Raw genomic sequence first — 14,569 nt, forward strand, 5'->3', positions numbered from 1 at the left:
CCCGCTGTGTGATACACACTTGTGGCACATGGAATGCGCATGGCTACATCTTACATGACCCAACGTAGAAACTGCTGGTATCTGCGTGTCAGGAACCCTGCTGATCTGCGTCCCCTTATGGGATGTTATGTTGTTAAAAGCCTGAAAACCCATGATAGAATGACAGCCAGAAACAGGGCTGTGGCTCTGGTCGCTACACTGTCAAATATCTGGAACGACATGCGTCAGAAGCTCGCTCAAGCCATCACAGCCTACAGAGATGAACAGATTACGGCTTCTGACCTGAAAAACTTTCTGCAACGTCATCAGGAGGAAATCAGCCAGCTACCGGAAAATGACATCAAGGCTGTTGCTGAGTGGATGAAAGCCCGCATTGGTCTGCTGGAACATGACGTTCGTAAAGACAGGGAACATCTGGAACACCTGACAATCCTGACTGACGCATGGCAGGAAGCACACAGCAAAGGTGTTACCGAAGGGCTGGAAAGAGCCATCAAACTTGGTGGTGTGGCAAGTCCTGCTCCTGTTGCTTCTGTTACTGAGGAAACAGCAGAATCAGACACCTATTCCATGACACCATGGCCGGACCTTGTTGAAGAATTTTTTCGGGACCATCCCGGCTACAGCAGAAAAACCATCTCAGCCTATAACACCACGATGAAGCAGGTGCTTGCTGTCATTGGTCGCAAACCCATGCGGGATATGACCAAGGCTGACGTGAAACGCTATGCAGACCATCTGCGCGACACTCCGGGCCGGGATGGACAGGTTCGCAAGACGAAAACCATTGAACGTCAGATGTCAGAAATCCGCACCTTCATGGCTTGGGCTGTGTCCTGTGGGTATGTTGCGGACAGGGGCTTTGCTGATGTCAAAGGTCGCGGAAGAACCCTGGAGGAAAAACAGCTACGTCAGGAGGATATTCGCAGGGCTTTCACCTCATATGAAGAAGCTAAACTGTTTATGGACAAGGTGAAATACCCTGCATTCCTTGACCATCTGGCTGACCGGAATGGGACATTCCTCTGGTAGCAGGTTACTTCAACGCCTCAAAAATACTGGTCTGGCGTGTGAACTGGTTCTTCTGTTGCATGGCCTGAACACGTCTGACCAATGTGGCTAAAGACACGCCAGCAATGGAAGATGCATGTCTGTAGCTTTTTCCAGAGGCTAAAAGGTCCAGAGCATGTTGCACTTTTGCAGAACTGGCTTTGGGTCTGCCTATGGGACGACCTGTTTTCGTTCCGTATTTCTGGGCATGGTCTATGCCACTTCTAATGCGCTCATTAATGGTTTCACGCTCATTTTGAGCAATGACTGACATCAGCAGATAACTGACACGGCTTGACCTGTCTGACGTATCCACCCCCTCTGTCAGACTTCTGACTGTTATCCCTTTCTGGTCAAATTCTTCCAGCAATCGTGCGAGATGGGCCGTCCTTCTTCCAAGCCTGTCCACCTTCCAGACAGTCATAACATCACCCTTGTTCAACAGATTCAGCAAACTGTTTAACTGTGGCCTGTCTTCTGTTGCACCGGAAATGACATCCATAAAAATTCTTTCTTTTGGAATCCCGGCTTCCAGCAATCGACTGACCTGCATATCAGTCGACTGGTCTCTGGTGCTGACACGTGCATATCCATAAATCATTGCACACCGCCAAAGACATGCAGGGCTGTCACTCTGTCCGCAAGGAAATAGCGGGCCAGATAATCTCCCAATGCATAATCATCAGGAAAGTAGCTCTTCAGGACAGAAGCACAGCCACAATCAAGGTCAAGATTGAAATAGGACATGCGATTTTTGCCATCCCCCTTTATGATTTCAATATCCCTTAAAACGCCTTCCAGAAAAGCCACTATGAAAACGGATAACTGGTCTTCGCCATATTTTTCAATAATCTGTGGAGTGAGCACGTCCAGAATATTCCGGATGGCATCAGAATTATATAAATCTAATAATTTATAGGCTTGTTCTTCTATCGTGTCTTCAAGCTTGTTGCTTTCGGGATATACCGGGAATTCACGCAATGCGGAAATATAGGCTTCCTGCATTGCTTTTGTAATTTTAGAGGATTGCAGGAATATCCTGAAATTCTCCACATATCCTGGTGCGATGTCATCAAACCCCTCAACAGGTGAAAAAATATGATGGACGGTCAGGTTTCCAGTGCGGAATGTAATTTCACTCATAAAATATCTCCTTAAATTGTTAATCAGGGATTATTTTCTAAAATACTTTTGAATATACAATATTGAATACGATTTTCCATTTGTATTTACATAATAAGGAATGCGTATTCAAAAAGTCAAGTTTTTGAAACAGTATTTATTTAATTATTTCACAATTACTTTGTAATGGTCTTTTGAAGAAAATTACAGACTCACATTTTTGGAAATTTTTTACGGGCAACAAAAAACCACCAAACTGCTTTCGGGAGGGAGTTTGATGGTCACTTATGTCAATACAACATATAATCATTATTTTATACATAAATGATAATGTCAAGAAAATAAATCATAAAAGTTCGTTTTATTGAAAATATGCAAATCAATGCAGTATCATATATTCAAGGCATCATAAGTATGTGGTGATCTATATTAATATTTGGAGGATTTTCATATGAAAACTTTAGTTAAAACTCGTAAAAATGAAATTGGTGCTACAGCTATCGAGTATGGTCTGATTGCTGCCTTGATTTCTGTAGCAATTATTGGTGCCGTTGGAACTGTTGGTGGAGACCTTAAAAGTGTGTTTACTTCTGTTGGTTCTTCTTTAGCTGAAGCATCTTCTGCATCTGGTAGTTAACCCACAGAAACAGGTTTGAAATAGTAGAGGGGGACCTTCTGGGGTTCCTTTTTTTTGCCCAGAGTATGAAAAGAATTTTTCAAATAGCTCGATATGTTTGAAGTTATTCATGAATATATATTACAATAAAATTGTATATATACAAAGGAGGATTTCAAATCATGATTTATTATAAAAAGAAAATACAACAGGATGTTGGGGCGACAGCCATAGAATATGGCCTTATTGCCTCTTTGATTGGTGTTTTGGCTGTTAGTGGCATGTCCGCAGTTGGTATGAATTTATCAAATACTTATTGCACCGTATCCAAATATCTTGGAGGGTCGGGGGAGTGCTCTGGTTCTACCAATAGTAATTCTAGCGGTAGTAGTTCTACTGGCTCCAGTGGAAGCTCTAATGGAGCCCCGATAACTCAAATTACAACAGGAGATGACATGAATAAATTGAAAGATTCGTTATCGGATAATTTTAATGATAGTTATTTAGATAGTAGTTTGGGAGGAGAAAATAGTGACGCACCAAATTCCAACGTCTGGGCAAGCAGTGACTTATCTTTATTGAACGATTACAATCAGAAAAATCCAAATGATCAAATTACACATGTATTTGGTCTTTATGATACATCAACTCATCAACCTATAACGTCTTGGGAAAAGGCTTCTGAAGGTCTGGAAGCTTATGCAAACGGAAACCGTCTTATTGAATCGGGGGCACAGAATAGTAATTCAATAGAAGTTACAACTGCACAAGGTCATGTATACAGTGTCGATGGTTTATGGAACACAATGTCAGAACAACTGATGAAAGGTTCATAACAAAAAACCACTCAGAGTGAACCTTTCGAGGTTCCTTTTTTATGAGTATTTCCTTACATTTTCAATGTGTTTCCATGGCTTGCAACGTCTGAATTGTTTTGTTTCATCCATGCCATGTTGTCATTTGTGTCCTGAAGAATTTTCGCATTTTCCGCGTCAATTTCCCTGTTCTTCCTGTCGATGACTTTGTTTTCCAGATAGCCCACATTTCTGGCAATCATCTGTGTCAGCATATCTTTGCCATGCAGGTTCAGGAAAAACTCAAACGTGACAGGAATCCTGGTCTGTTGGGCATGTAACTTCTGATAATTCCTGTAGGATGCCCTGTATAAAAGATAACTTTCAAACAGGATATTGTCCTGTTGGTCATCGCTCATCATGTTCCATGTCGCATCACTGATGGGAGCAGGAAGCCCAAAATTCATGGCAATGGGATAAGGCTTGTTTCTGATGGTCACAGACCCACCAAAAAACAGGCTCAGGAGCAGTTCCACCAGCAAAAGCAGAATGTTGCTGTCAATGCTGTTGGTGCATTGGTCAAGCCAGTATTGCTGGTTTTTAAGGTTCTGATAGGCTCTGCGATAAAAATACCAGTCTGCCTGTTTGGATTCTTTCAATTGGGTTTTTATGTCCCTGATATAATCCGGGGTAATAAGAACACTATGGGACAGGCTGGCAACGTGGGTGATATGTCTGTTCAGCTTTCCAGTGCTGATAGTCTTTGCAAAATTTTCCCCTGTGATGACAGGATTTGAACCTGTTGCTGTGCGATGGTTTCGAGCAACTGCTGTATCTGGTCGATGGGTGAGGGTTTGTCTCCTGTCTGGTTGCTCATCAGGTCGAGAATGTCCTGTGTGTTTCTGTTCGCTCCACAGGCTTCCTGGTAGGTCTGCTGATATAAAGTAATCCTCTTGTCCTGTTCCGAGTTCTGGAATGGTTCTGTCATTAATTTTTCCTTTCTTCTGAATGTCTGCATAAAATGGGAGGTCATACCCCCTGACGTAGTTCACAGCCTGTTTTGCTGTGATTTTCAAAGGTTTTCCCTCTGCTTTGGAAGCCATGTTGACCAGCCTGTTCAGCGCATGAACATTCCCCGTCTGGTCCATGACAACTGGCCCCTTATCCCCCATAGCCAGATGACAGCCATAGGTCTTTAACTGCTCCATGAGAACAGTCGGGACAAAGCTCTTCCAGCCCTTGAGAACGATTACAGCCAGACCAGCCTTATCAATATGGGTGCGTTCCTGTTGAGCACGTTCCTGGGGCTTCAGTTTCCCTCTGGTGCGTGTGCCTTCCAGTCCGGCATTCCTGAGTAATTGGGCTTCTACTGTTTTGCCCTCTGCACCCAGAGCCTTGATAACAGCACCATTATGTCTGCCGGACAGGATGGGTTCTCCTGTGCGTATTTCAGCCAGCCGATTCAGTTTCTCACGTCTGATGAAATCGTTATCCATTCGGATACAGGAACCGGATGGCAACAGAAGGGAATACACCCTGTGTTTATGTTCCCGACCATGTTTGACATGCACAACTTCAGTGAAGGGCTGTTTTTGAAGAGAAAATTCATTTTCATAGAACTTCCAGAAATCAGCCCATTGGTCTGGTGTCCAGTCTTTCGCGGGGTCTGCATGAACATGGTGGAGAGGCTTGGAATGGCTGGCATAACTGCCAATATGGGTGAGTTCTTTAATCTGGTCTTTCGTGCCAGTTTCAATCAACCCACGTGATGCACCGACCATGACAGCATCATTCTGACGCTTGTAGTCTAGAAGGTGACGCCATAGTCCTGAGCCACCCTTGCCACGTGTAGCCCCGCTAATCATTATTTTCCTTCAAGCTTCTTGCGGAGCCTGTCCAGATTACGCACGGCTTCACGCACATCAGGGATAAGGGATTCTGCTTCAGCATGAGCCATGACATGACCCTCCTGACGTGATTTGATGGCGTATTGCACCAGTGCCCCACACAGTTCAGCCGTGCTTTCCCTGAGCCTGTAAAGCTCCTTGATGTATTCCGGCTTGGGAGGTGTGCGTGGACTATAGGCTTTGACTGGCTTGACCTTCTGATATGTATCAGAGGGAGAAAGAGCACCTGCCAGACACTCGCGCACAAGACTGTTGGCTGTGATGTCACGCTGTCTGGCATGGTTTGTAATGCACGCATATTGTTCATCATCCAGACGAACCAGTAACGATTTTTTCAGTTTTCTTTTTTCACTCATGAAATGGGTCTCCTGCTTAAATGGGGGTCAACGGGGGAAAAGCATTTTCCCCCTTGCCAGTTACCAGAAGACGCGAAGCGGATACTGGTATGCCTGGCTATACTCAAAAGATAACAAGGGAGATGGCAAACAAGATGAGAAAACATAAACAGGTATAAAAATGTATTTTGTAAGTCTAATACAGGTGCTTTACATAAAATGTGTTACATACCTGAAAACTTAAACATAATTTTGTGTTGATGTGATTTTATAAAAATAGGGGAATAGTCAACATAAAACCCTGTTGACTATGAAGGGAGAAGCATAAGGAAAGGTCAAGCGGGACTGCTGTTGACTGCTTCCTGATTTTTCTGTTGGCGTGACTTCCTGCGAACCACCTTGCTGACAGTATCTTTCAACGCATAGGCATGGTTTTTGAGTTCTGCGAGGTCTTCAGGACTATCCTGGATAACATCTAGCAGGGTTTCAAGGTCTTTGAAGATAACAGGAAGCTTTGTGACCTGACTTCTGACACGCTCCCTGTTTACGGCTTCACTGGTGACACGCCACCATTCCAGAACCTCTGCTTTTTCCTGCGTGGTGCATTTATCCAGAATGTCACGGGAAACCAGGGAATAGTAGCAGGGGAAAGTGCCAAGGGTTTCTTTGATGGCTCGTTTCCTTTCAGGGCTGTATGTCCAACGACTGATTTCCCATTTGGGTCTGGCTTTATTGTCTAATAATCGAAATTGCATGATAAAATTCTCCTTATAAAATAACTGAAAAACTTCTTGTGAATTTTGTCTGTTTGAATGGTGAAGGGTAAGGGAATTTGCGTTTCTTTTTTGTGATTTCCACGACAACAGGGGCTTTCTGATGTGAAGCCTTGGGGAGCGTCAAAGTCCTGCGTTCCGGCTTCTGAGCACCAGTCTGCTGTGTTTTCTGTTCCTGAGCCTTGGCCTGTTCTTTTTTACGTTTTTTGTTTTCCATGGAATGAGCCGAAAATATGCCTCCATCCGGAAAAACATTGAACAGCCATTGCTTGTGAGTGCCATCCAGATTGGCCTTATAAAAAGCAAGTTTGTCGTTGCTCACATAGCAATACATCTGTTTTCCATCATCCAGTGTGACGCAAAACGTCTTGTCGGACTTTCCACCCTCTGGTGTTGCTTCAAAGAACGTATTGCCTTCATTCAACACCTTGCGTTCCTGAAAATTGAGAAGACCAAATGATGTAAATAATGCTTTTTTGGCTTTTGCCATAATATCCCTCCTTTAAATTATGTTGCTGTATTATTAAATATTAACATAACATTAAACATAAAATCAAGTATAATGTTAATCTATATTTATAAATACCATATTTTATTATTTATGTTGAATGGTTGTTATGTTTTTTTGGAATGGTCAACAGGGTTTTGTGTTGACTATGAGAAGAAAAAACAGCGCGTTACTCAACATAAAAACCTGTTGAGCAATGGAGATAAAAAGGGAAATCATGCCAAAATCCAGAGAAACCAAGGTTCTGGAAAAACCCGGTATTTCCATCACGCGGGACAGCTCGGAAAACACGACATAAGACATATGGAGCAACGAAAAATCTTTAAGGGGTAGGATTATATGCCTGAAGGGTAAAATGCTTATGATGTGGCAATTCTGAGCATTTCCATGAAATGTGTGTTTATATGTAGGGAGTGCTGAGTCTCACACAAAAGCCAAATCGATACTTTGGTCAAAAAATTGAAAAAATCCCCCCAGACCCCCGGTCACTATGTGACCTAAGATTAAACCTTACTTCACTAGCGTAATGGGCATCGCTTCGCTCATTGCCCTGGTTTATTCTTTTCACACGTGAGACTCTAAATTGTTGTTTGTTCCTTTTAGTCGCTCCGCAATGCTACGCTCACACATTCCAACCTAAAAAGAGTTTCTACAGGTAGTTTTCTTCTATCTGTGACTTTATTTTTATGGTTTAATTTATCTCGGGGCTTCGCAGATTATATGTAGGGACACAACCTGTCTCAAAAATTCTGATATATCACGAAGTGTTGCACCTATTTTTATTTTTTTGAAAAATAGGCGCAACCTAATCGTTAATTTATTTCAATAAACTCAAAAATTTCTTCCCAATTTTACCTACCACTCCCATGAGTGATGAGGACAGAACTTCAATAATTAAATCTTTATTTTCGTTCCATGCATTTCCAATCCAATCTTTGATGCCTTGCCAGACGCCTTTTTCAGCATTTTCTTCCATTTTTTCGTTTTTTAAATTTTCTTTTGCTTCTCGAAAAACGGAATATTTTTTTTCGTTTGGGAGTATTTCAATTATTTTTTCAAGAGTTTCACTAACATTATAATTGTCTGTTGAAGAAACGACAGAAATATTGCGGAAGCTTACATTAAAGGCTTCACTAATGCTTTTTTCTTTTTCTAAAATATTTTTTTCTTGCGTTGGTCCTGGTTTATTATTTGCTTCGTCCCACTCTCTAATAGGATTAATTTTATCGATTTGGCTTATTACGAAAAACACGGGACATCTATCAATGTGAGGTAAAAGAATATTTTTATAGGCTTCTTCAGCGACAGAATATGAACGATCATCTGCTTTTATGACCCATATTACGAGATCAAGGTCTTTAATTATATCACTATAAAGCTTTTTATATTCATTATCTCGTTCTAGGCTTTCCCCGAGGCCAGGAACATCTAGTAGGATAATCCCTTGGCTACCATTTTCGTCAAAACCAATTTTAATTTCATGTATTTGTCGTGTACAAGCATGTACATCACTAACTTTTGTAATTTCTTTACCAAAAAGAGCATTGCATAAAGATGACTTACCGACACCAGTAACACCAAAAACGCCAATTTTCGGCGTATAAGTTTTTATTTTATTAATCCTATTCTCTATTAACTGTCTGATTTTTATTTTATCATCATTGTTAGTATCGAACTTTTCTGAAAAAAAATTGGACATTTGACTTTCACCATCTTATAGTAAAAAAAGATGAAAAATATTTTACCTATGTCTTTGAAATATTCAATGATTTTTCGGATGCTGAAATTTTCATAATTTAAATATGTATTATTTATTTCTATAATATGTCGCTCTGGAAATTCCCAACGACAGCCATGGTCTACGGCTTTCTGCACTATCTGCTTTTACCATTGATAACCATTCCACACGCTCCATAACACCTGCTTCTCTGCGTTTGTGCATGGTGTTTTCCCTGTCTCTCCTGCGTTTTTCGTCCTTGTCGATTAACACCTTGAGATTGAAATTTCGCATGTCATCAGAGGTAATACCAAGCCTGTCGATGATGGTCTGTGTTTTATAACGATAAGCTCCTTTACGATTAAGTCCGGCTTCCTCGTTCCTTATACGTTCTTCTTCCGTCATATTGGCAACCTGCCTGGCTTTCTTGAGCAAGGTGGACGAATGAGCCAGCAGGTTTCTTTTGTCATTCACATAGGAAGCAGGAAGGATGAGACCAGCCCATGTTTTGATTTCCGGCCATAGCTGTTGGGAGGGGATGATATTGCCAAGCATGGAAGCCCCGATATGGGCATACATGTCAGGGCCAGCCACATGCCCTGATTCCTCACAGTAAGGAATGACACCCCCATATTTTTTGTCTGCTATGGTCCTGATGTCCTCCACAACACGCCATGACCAGTCAAACCTGTTGAATGCCTTTCGGTTGCCAGCCTTGAGCCTTTCCCTGGCTTTCTCACGTGCCAGATGAATGACCTGTCCCCTGGCTTCATAACGTTCTTTCTGGGCTTCTCTCCATTCGCGTATCTGCTCAAGGGAATAGGGCAGAACCTCGTCTGCAAAATCATCAAAAACATAGGTCATGGCATGACCATCCCTGTCTGTCTGGTGCAACAGTTCTACTGGCTGGTTGTTCTTGCTGTTCAGGGTTCCCACAACACGCAGGATTCTGGATACGTCCACACAGGCCGGGTCTGCACCAAGTGGGGCAAACAGGGACACAAGCTGTTTGTTGAGGGCTACAGCACGTCCTACAGCCTCTCTTGGGATAGGTGAGGCCCAATACCACTTGAGATAAATGCCACGTCCTGATGAGATGATGGCTGAAGGAACAGGAATAAGATTGTCATCACAATAGGAGAGGATGCTTTGCACCTTCTGCTGTCTGGTCATCCAGTCTGGAAAAAATTCTGTCTTGTAGCAGTCGATATCCACATAGGCGTGGGTCATGGTTTCTATGAACAGGGCGCGTCTGCATGGCCTGGAAAAGAAGCCCTGAGCCATGTAGGTATCCCTGTCATTGGCAATATGGGACAGGACAAACTCAAGCTGATCCAGCTTGTAGGCTTTTTGGGTCATATGCCCATTATTGATACGATTGAGAGTGAAAAAGGCTTGCCCATTATAGGGTAATATTCTGGCTTCACTTGGGTCTGTATAAATCTCTTTCTTTAAAATTGCGCCCATAAAATTTTTCTCCCTTAATAATGATGGAGAAAAACTTCCAATACGCACATTTTTTTCTTGACTAATTCATTTAAATACTACATAATCAAAATCATAAAACGTGGTTGTCTTTGTTTCTCGGTGGTTTCGTCTCCATCATGGTTATGAAAGTCAGATGTTATTGCATCTGGCTTTTTTCTTATTAAAGCATAGATGATAGAAATATTTCAATATAAAAATATTATTTTTAATATATTGCGTTTTTTCTTGATGTATTCAAACATGCAGGGCATAATAATATCACACAAAAAACAGTAATTGGATGGAGTGGTTTCCCATCTGTGTTATGGAAGCCAGATTCTCACAAGTCTGGGTTTTTTGTTGTCCAGGCTTTTCATTATCCCAGTCAAACTGGCTGTTGAGCCATTCCTTGCAATGTCCAGTCTTCCTTGCCTGTATTCCTGTCATACTGGTTGGACAGATCTGTTCAACAAGGAAGGAAACATATGGAAGACACTACGAAAACATGGGGCATCAGGGGAATTTCTGCTGATGTCAGACAAGCTGTCATTACACAGAGCCGGAAGCAGGGCATGAAAGCCGGAGAGTGGCTGACACTGGCTATTCTGGAAAAAATCAAACAGGACAGAAATGCAGGGAAAGCCTTGGTGGCTTCCAATGGAAAACCTGCTGTCAGTGCAGAGGATGCTTCTGCTGTTCTGGCTTTGCTGGAACGTCTCCAGGGTATGGGAATTGAACCTCCTGACAGAATGAAGAAGCAAGCCACCATGCTGGTCAGGAAGTGTATGACATCCCTCAGAAAGGGAACATCAGCCAGACAGGAAATGGGAAGTGTCTGACTGATGTGAATTCATTCAGGCCTGGAGTTTCAGGGTTCCGTCTTTGACCTGACGGAAGATTTCCATCCATTTGTTTTGTAGAGCTTGGTCTGAAGTCTCGAACTGCCATTTAGGTTGATTGACATCCCTGATGGTCACAAAGAAACCACTGGCTTCTGCATTTTTTACTCTCTGTTGGCTATTGGCGATTTCATTGTTAATGCCCTGGCTTGGGGTTCCACCATATAACATTCCACCTGTTTGTGTGCCGTGACTCCACTGGCGAACGTCATCCCAGTTAAACTTGACCATGCGACCTATATTGTCGGTCATGAAGAAGTCTCGTCCATTGAACGCAATGAAGTTGGGGTAAGCCATCACTTTGGACCACCCCAATCGAGTAGTGCGACATTGAAGAATGGCAAGACTATAATCGGCATAGATAATTGGCTTTTGATAGGTTTCAATTTTTTGTTTTATTTTTGAATATTCTACATTTAATATTGCGCTGTATTTTTTATTTAGTAATCTACCTCCAATCAAATTATAGTATACCATTCGTAATAGCCAAAATATGGGAAAAGGAAGCAAACATATAAAATATGTAGTTACAAACATGCCTATCGCAGAGGTTATAATACTTCCATGTGCGTTTCTTTCGCTGCCAAATAAAACAGCTAGAAATCCCAAAAACGTCAAAAGTGATGCACATATAACAGGAATTTTGAAGAACAAAAGACAAGCTATATACTTGTCTGTTGCCTGTTTAATATTAATCCCGTCCGAGACTTTTTCAATGACAATCATGACAAAACTCCCATGTCAGAGGACAGGGAACAGCACATCTTTTTGGGCCTGTTAAACGTCACGCAAGTCTCCATCATGTAAAAAACTCTTTCAATATAGTATACCAGAAACACATATTTCTGATATTGTAGAATAAGTGCATTTTTATTGATGAAACTTCTGTATCGTAAATCTGTATCACCAATGGAGTAATTATTGATGGAGAAATAACATGGATTATGGCTATGCCCGCGTATCAACTGACGACCAGACCAATGACCCACAAATCAAGGAGCTGGTGCGTTATGGTCTGACTTCCCGCACGATCAGGACAGAGAAAATTTCAGGGAGTGTGCTGGCGAACCGGAGACCTGTGCTCTCAGGACTGCTCAAGGCTCTAAGGAAGGGGGATACGCTGACTGTGGTGAAGCTGGACAGGCTTGGTCGCAATGCGGTGGATGTCCTGTCCCTGATTGATACGCTTCATGAAAAAGCCATAAGCGTGCGTATTCTCAATCTTGGGGTTGATACGGCCAAACCATCGGGAAGACTGTTTCTGACCCTTCTGGCTGGCTTTGCGGAGTTTGAGAGGGAGATTATCAGGGAACGCTGTATAGCTGGTCTGGAATCAGCCAGGGCCAATGGTGTTCATCTTGGGAGAAAGAGTTCCCTGACCAAACATCAGAGAACACACGCCCAGAGGCTCAGGGAGGAAGGGAAGTCTGTCAGTGAGGTAGCCCGTATCCTGAATACCTCACGCATGACAGCATGGAGAGCCATGAACCCCGTTCAGGCTGTATCATAAACCGCAGTTCTGATATGAAACTAAGACATGACAGCCAGAGCTTTTCTGCCATGTCCCGGAAACGTGGAGTTTTGGGACGAGCTGCATCCACTTAAATAATGCATTAAATCATTTTATTCTCTTTAACTTTCGGTTATGAGCAATCTCAGTAAAGAAATATTTTTCTTTACTGGGATTCGAGATATTTGTTTCTTTTTCTTTTCTAAGAATGATTAAGGTTGTTGGATATAAAATTTCTTACCATATTAGGGGTAAGAATATGGAAATAAAAAGCTACAAAAATGGCTATGATAAATAGTAAAACCAGCAAAAGGATAGTTGTTTCTCTTTTTCTCTTCTTCAAATCATAATGGAATGGATCAGTTGAATTGCAATCCGGACATGCCTTGGCGGATGGAGAAAGCTGTTTCCCGCAATCTTGGCATGGTTTCAAATTAGACTGAGACATAAATACCTCTTACCTTTGAACTGTTTATATCATTAAACGCGATAGCGGCTGTCAACAACACCAATACCTAAATTCATAGGCCAATAATCGTTGAAATAAGAGCCGTCACATTATCAATCAGAGTGGCTGGTGCTTTTTCTATAAATTTTGCATTGCGTGCAATGTAATCCATCGTCCTAACTTCTGACGCCAGCACACATCCACGTGTCTTCAGCCCAAGTGGAATCACCACTTCAAAAGGCGAGCCTTTAATTTTTGTCGTAATCGGACAAGCTATGAAACAGCCAGTTCCGACATTGAAGTTACGTTCGGATAAAACCAGAACACGATGCTCGCCAGCCATTTCACTGCCAGCTTGGGGCGATAAATTGAGCAGGAAGATATCACCCCGCTCTGGCGCATAAACCATCAGATAGTTTCTTTTCCAACGGGTAAAGCATCAAGCATCAAGTCGTGACGATGCTTTTCAGGGTCAAAACGAGCCATAAGTTCATCAAGGGTCTGGCGTTTTTTTTGAGGGCGAATAACTATTTCTCCTCCTGAAACTCTAACCTCTACCTTATCTTTAATTTGAAGATTGGCTTCTTGGAGAATGGAAGCATTAAGACGAACACCAGCACTATTCCCCCAGCTACCAACAGCTGTTACGATAGCCTCAGACATTTTAACCTCCCTGTCATGTATAAACGTTATGCCTGAATATACCGTATATACATAATGAAGTCAAAAATTTTATGACCTTGTCAAGTTAGATAGATGCATGTGATACACACTGGTGTAACACAGTGGAAAAATCAAGATTTTGTGTAAAAAACTACTGTAAACTCAATATGTTGCGGTTCGGGCATTTTTTTATCCCTCTCTCTCCGCCACGCCACTTAAGTGGTTGATTTTACAGCACAAAATTTTTGGCTTCCCGCTGTGTGATACACACTTGTGGCGCACGGAATGTGCATGGCTACATCTTACATGACCCAACGTAGAAACTGCTGGTATCTGCGTGTCAGAGTAGTAGGGCTACGGCTCTGGTATTCAACAAGTCATGTCATGCGCCCAAAGGTATGAAGACCTGTCGTTTTGTCGGCTGTGGAACATCAAGCCAGATAATCTTCCAACTCAGACTCCTCAAAAACATTCAGTCGTTTACGGTCATGAGACTTCGGTTTTCTCCCGCTGCATATTCCTTCTTCTCTGATGGACTGAGTTTTAGGGGCGGGGCAAGTTTAGTCATGGCGCGCGTTAATGTTCAGGGGCTTCGTGTGTGGGCCTGTCATTTCGGGGTGTTTGGCGGTTTTGCTCATAAGCTAAAACACTCCGCGCCGTTCATGGACATTTTGTAACATATTTAATGATTATTTTTATGATGGTTTTAAGAGTTTTTATGGGTTTATGAATCGGCTTAGGTGTTGGTTTTCTGGGGTTT

Annotated in this window: 16 protein-coding genes; 5 read left to right on the forward strand and 11 right to left on the reverse strand. The window is 42.3% G+C overall.

Annotated features, from left to right (window positions below):
* Positions 1–54 precede the first annotated feature (54 nt).
* The gene (locus PY793_RS12840; RefSeq protein ID WP_275178408.1) at positions 55–1,032 is read left to right on the forward strand and encodes a DUF6538 domain-containing protein; all 978 of its coding nucleotides are present in this window, start codon (positions 55–57) and stop codon (positions 1,030–1,032) included.
* A gap of 4 nt (positions 1,033–1,036) precedes the next feature.
* Here PY793_RS12840 and PY793_RS12845 read toward each other — a convergent pair whose 3' ends face one another.
* Entirely contained in the window at positions 1,037–1,651 is a 615-nt protein-coding gene (locus tag PY793_RS12845; protein ID WP_275178409.1) for a recombinase family protein, read from the reverse strand.
* Complete coding sequence (locus tag PY793_RS12850; RefSeq protein WP_275178410.1) at positions 1,648–2,193, reverse strand: hypothetical protein; 546 nt, start codon at positions 2,191–2,193, stop codon at positions 1,648–1,650. Before PY793_RS12850 ends, PY793_RS12845 begins: the two co-directional genes overlap by 4 nt.
* Before the next feature lie 430 nt (positions 2,194–2,623).
* On the opposite strand from PY793_RS12850, the gene PY793_RS12855 reads away from it, so the two are divergent.
* Positions 2,624–2,809, forward strand: a complete 186-nt coding sequence (locus PY793_RS12855; RefSeq protein ID WP_275178411.1) for a Flp family type IVb pilin — start codon at positions 2,624–2,626, stop codon at positions 2,807–2,809.
* 161 nt (positions 2,810–2,970) lie between these two features.
* On the forward strand, positions 2,971–3,624 hold the full coding sequence (locus PY793_RS12860; protein ID WP_275178412.1) for a Flp family type IVb pilin: 654 nt from the start codon (positions 2,971–2,973) through the stop codon (positions 3,622–3,624).
* A gap of 53 nt (positions 3,625–3,677) precedes the next feature.
* On the opposite strand, the gene PY793_RS12865 is transcribed toward PY793_RS12860, so the two are convergent.
* The 6 genes from PY793_RS12865 to PY793_RS12890 all read right to left on the reverse strand — a co-directional run bounded on the left by PY793_RS12865 (position 3,678) and on the right by PY793_RS12890 (position 10,181).
* Positions 3,678–5,447, reverse strand: coding sequence for a hypothetical protein (locus PY793_RS12865; RefSeq protein ID WP_275178413.1), 1,770 nt, complete (start codon positions 5,445–5,447; stop codon positions 3,678–3,680).
* Positions 5,447–5,845 (reverse strand): hypothetical protein, encoded by a 399-nt coding sequence (locus PY793_RS12870; protein ID WP_275178414.1) that lies wholly within the window; start codon positions 5,843–5,845, stop codon positions 5,447–5,449. Before PY793_RS12870 ends, PY793_RS12865 begins: the two co-directional genes overlap by 1 nt.
* 314 nt (positions 5,846–6,159) lie before the next feature.
* On the reverse strand, positions 6,160–6,579 hold the full coding sequence (locus PY793_RS12875) for a hypothetical protein (RefSeq protein WP_275178415.1): 420 nt from the start codon (positions 6,577–6,579) through the stop codon (positions 6,160–6,162).
* A gap of 13 nt (positions 6,580–6,592) precedes the next feature.
* Positions 6,593–7,087, reverse strand: a complete 495-nt coding sequence (locus PY793_RS12880) for a hypothetical protein (RefSeq protein WP_275178416.1) — start codon at positions 7,085–7,087, stop codon at positions 6,593–6,595.
* Positions 7,088–7,922: 835 nt separating this feature from the next.
* A complete protein-coding gene (locus PY793_RS12885) occupies positions 7,923–8,804 on the reverse strand; it encodes a GTPase family protein (protein WP_275178417.1) in 882 nt (293 codons plus the stop codon).
* A gap of 108 nt (positions 8,805–8,912) precedes the next feature.
* The gene (locus PY793_RS12890) at positions 8,913–10,181 is read right to left on the reverse strand and encodes a DNA-primase RepB domain-containing protein (protein ID WP_275178418.1); all 1,269 of its coding nucleotides are present in this window, start codon (positions 10,179–10,181) and stop codon (positions 8,913–8,915) included.
* Between the two features lie 560 nt (positions 10,182–10,741).
* Between PY793_RS12890 and PY793_RS12895 the strand changes: the two genes are divergently transcribed.
* Complete coding sequence (locus PY793_RS12895) at positions 10,742–11,128, forward strand: hypothetical protein (protein ID WP_275178419.1); 387 nt, start codon at positions 10,742–10,744, stop codon at positions 11,126–11,128.
* A gap of 15 nt (positions 11,129–11,143) precedes the next feature.
* On the opposite strand, the gene PY793_RS12900 is transcribed toward PY793_RS12895, so the two are convergent.
* The gene (locus PY793_RS12900) at positions 11,144–11,914 is read right to left on the reverse strand and encodes a DUF4755 domain-containing protein (protein ID WP_275178420.1); all 771 of its coding nucleotides are present in this window, start codon (positions 11,912–11,914) and stop codon (positions 11,144–11,146) included.
* A gap of 211 nt (positions 11,915–12,125) precedes the next feature.
* Here PY793_RS12900 and PY793_RS12905 point away from each other — a divergent pair, with 211 nt between their 5' ends.
* Entirely contained in the window at positions 12,126–12,698 is a 573-nt protein-coding gene (locus PY793_RS12905) for a recombinase family protein (RefSeq protein WP_275178421.1), read from the forward strand.
* A gap of 521 nt (positions 12,699–13,219) precedes the next feature.
* Here the strand turns inward: PY793_RS12905 and PY793_RS12910 are convergent.
* Both PY793_RS12910 and PY793_RS12915 read right to left on the reverse strand, forming a co-directional pair.
* Positions 13,220–13,555 carry a type II toxin-antitoxin system PemK/MazF family toxin gene (locus PY793_RS12910; RefSeq protein WP_275178422.1) on the reverse strand — a complete coding sequence of 112 codons (336 nt, stop codon included), beginning with the start codon at positions 13,553–13,555 and terminating at the stop codon, positions 13,220–13,222.
* Positions 13,555–13,809, reverse strand: coding sequence for an AbrB/MazE/SpoVT family DNA-binding domain-containing protein (locus tag PY793_RS12915; protein ID WP_275178423.1), 255 nt, complete (start codon positions 13,807–13,809; stop codon positions 13,555–13,557). The genes PY793_RS12910 and PY793_RS12915 overlap by 1 nt, the downstream gene beginning before the upstream one ends.
* Positions 13,810–14,569 lie beyond the last annotated feature (760 nt).

Origin of the sequence: Acetobacter fabarum (assembly GCF_029069195.1) — a bacterium.
Taxonomy (GTDB): domain Bacteria; phylum Pseudomonadota; class Alphaproteobacteria; order Acetobacterales; family Acetobacteraceae; genus Acetobacter; species Acetobacter fabarum_A.

What these genes read in the sequence shown, in the direction of transcription:
- PY793_RS12900 (WP_275178420.1), bottom strand. Translation starts at nt 11,914, where the DNA reads ATGATTGTCATTGAAAAAGTCTCGGACGGGATTAATATTAAACAGGCA.
- PY793_RS12850 (WP_275178410.1), bottom strand. Translation starts at nt 2,193, where the DNA reads ATGAGTGAAATTACATTCCGCACTGGAAACCTGACCGTCCATCATATT.
- PY793_RS12905 (WP_275178421.1), top strand. Translation starts at nt 12,126, where the DNA reads ATGGATTATGGCTATGCCCGCGTATCAACTGACGACCAGACCAATGAC.
- PY793_RS12915 (WP_275178423.1), bottom strand. Translation starts at nt 13,809, where the DNA reads ATGTCTGAGGCTATCGTAACAGCTGTTGGTAGCTGGGGGAATAGTGCT.
- PY793_RS12870 (WP_275178414.1), bottom strand. Translation starts at nt 5,845, where the DNA reads ATGAGTGAAAAAAGAAAACTGAAAAAATCGTTACTGGTTCGTCTGGAT.
- PY793_RS12875 (WP_275178415.1), bottom strand. Translation starts at nt 6,579, where the DNA reads ATGCAATTTCGATTATTAGACAATAAAGCCAGACCCAAATGGGAAATC.
- PY793_RS12845 (WP_275178409.1), bottom strand. Translation starts at nt 1,651, where the DNA reads ATGATTTATGGATATGCACGTGTCAGCACCAGAGACCAGTCGACTGAT.
- PY793_RS12860 (WP_275178412.1), top strand. Translation starts at nt 2,971, where the DNA reads ATGATTTATTATAAAAAGAAAATACAACAGGATGTTGGGGCGACAGCC.
- PY793_RS12865 (WP_275178413.1), bottom strand. Translation starts at nt 5,447, where the DNA reads ATGATTAGCGGGGCTACACGTGGCAAGGGTGGCTCAGGACTATGGCGT.
- PY793_RS12855 (WP_275178411.1), top strand. Translation starts at nt 2,624, where the DNA reads ATGAAAACTTTAGTTAAAACTCGTAAAAATGAAATTGGTGCTACAGCT.
- PY793_RS12890 (WP_275178418.1), bottom strand. Translation starts at nt 10,181, where the DNA reads ATGACCCAAAAAGCCTACAAGCTGGATCAGCTTGAGTTTGTCCTGTCC.
- PY793_RS12840 (WP_275178408.1), top strand. Translation starts at nt 55, where the DNA reads ATGACCCAACGTAGAAACTGCTGGTATCTGCGTGTCAGGAACCCTGCT.
- PY793_RS12880 (WP_275178416.1), bottom strand. Translation starts at nt 7,087, where the DNA reads ATGGCAAAAGCCAAAAAAGCATTATTTACATCATTTGGTCTTCTCAAT.
- PY793_RS12885 (WP_275178417.1), bottom strand. Translation starts at nt 8,804, where the DNA reads ATGTCCAATTTTTTTTCAGAAAAGTTCGATACTAACAATGATGATAAA.
- PY793_RS12910 (WP_275178422.1), bottom strand. Translation starts at nt 13,555, where the DNA reads ATGGTTTATGCGCCAGAGCGGGGTGATATCTTCCTGCTCAATTTATCG.